We start from the raw sequence: 1,431 nt of genomic DNA on the forward strand, positions 1-1,431 counted from the left end.
AATTGTTCGTTCAAAAAATACGTGTTAATGCACGCAGCGGAGTTTCGGAAAATTTTGTTATTGGACCGGGATATAGAGGTGGGGCGGTGCAGGGCTGCAATTTTGATCGCGGGGGCTATGTAGCTCCTGCTTTTTCGCGCAAGGCCAGTGTTCTTCTGGCGGGGACGTTTCTTTCGCTTTTGAGCCTGTCGGGGGCCTCGGCCCAGTCCTTGTCGGTCTCGGTCGAGACGGCCATCTCGTCGCGTCCGGTCGTGGAGGCTGCGCGGTCTCGTCATCAGGCGGCGGTCGAGCGGATCGACGCGGAACGCAGCGGCTTCCTGCCGCAGGTCGATGTTTCTGCCGGCACGGGCTACGAGGTGAGCAACAATTCCTCCACCGGCACGGTGCCGGGCCACGGGTCGGAGGACCTGACGCGCTACGATGCTTCCGTGTCTGTGAGCCAGCTCCTGTTCGACAACGGCGGCACGCGCGCGCGAACGGACGCGGCGCGGTTTTCGGCCGAGGCCGAGGAGCACGGCATCCTCTCGGCCGAGGAGCGTGTGGCGGTCGACGTGACGCGCGTCTATCTGTCGGTTGTGTTGTCGGAGCGGATCCTGCAGCGGGCGAACGAGAACCTTGCCTCGCTGCAGCGGATCGCGCGGCTGGTGGATGCGCAGGTATCGGCGGGCAAGGCGCGCCAGGCCGACAGCGTTCAGGCGCGAGCTCGTGTTGCAGCCGCGCGCGAGGAGATCGCCAGGCGCCAAAGGGATTTGGCGGAGCGCCGGGGCCAGTTCACGGAGATCGTGGGCCGGGCGCCGGGCAGCCTGAGCCAGCCGCGGCTCGGCGCGGGTGCGCTGCCGAAGACGGTGGATCAGGCGCTGGGGCTTGCGCAGAACGTCAATCCGTTCCTGCGCTCCGCGGTTTCGCGCGAGCGGGCGGCGGAAGCGCGGGCGAAGGCGGCGGACGAGCCGTTCCTGCCGCGCGTGACCTTCGATCTTGTGGGCAATGTGGGTGAGAACGCCGGCGGGGTTCGCGGGGTCGACAATTCGGCCTCGGCGCAGGTGCGGCTCCGCTTTCCGCTCTATACCGGCGGGCGCGACACGGCGGAGCGCCGGCGCGCGGTGGAGCTTGCGGGCGTTGCCCAATACGAGCGGGGCGAGGTCGCGCGCGAGGTTCGCGAGGCGATCCGGCGATCGTTCGCGCGGCTGCAGGGCGACCGTCTGCGCGTGCCGCCGCTGGTGGAGCAGGCGGAGGACAACCGCAAGGTCGTGAGCGCCTATCTGGCGCAGTTCGAGCTTGGCCGGCGCAGCCTGTTCGATCTTCTGGACGCGCAGAGCGACCTGTTCCGCGCCCAGGTGTCGCTGGAAGAAGTGCGCATTGTCGCGCTCCAGGACGAATACGAGCTTCTGGCCACGATCGGCACGCTGGTGGAAAGCCTCCAGATCGCCTCAA

1 protein-coding gene is annotated in these 1,431 nt (G+C 67.4%); it reads left to right on the forward strand.

Annotated features, from left to right (window positions below):
* Positions 1-86 precede the first annotated feature (86 nt).
* On the forward strand, positions 87-1,431 hold a 1,345-nt coding region (locus GR183_RS21595), incomplete at its 3' end, for a TolC family outer membrane protein (RefSeq protein ID WP_160777764.1).

The sequence above is a fragment of the Stappia sediminis genome (assembly GCF_009826895.1).
Lineage (GTDB): Bacteria > Pseudomonadota > Alphaproteobacteria > Rhizobiales > Stappiaceae > Hongsoonwoonella > Hongsoonwoonella sediminis.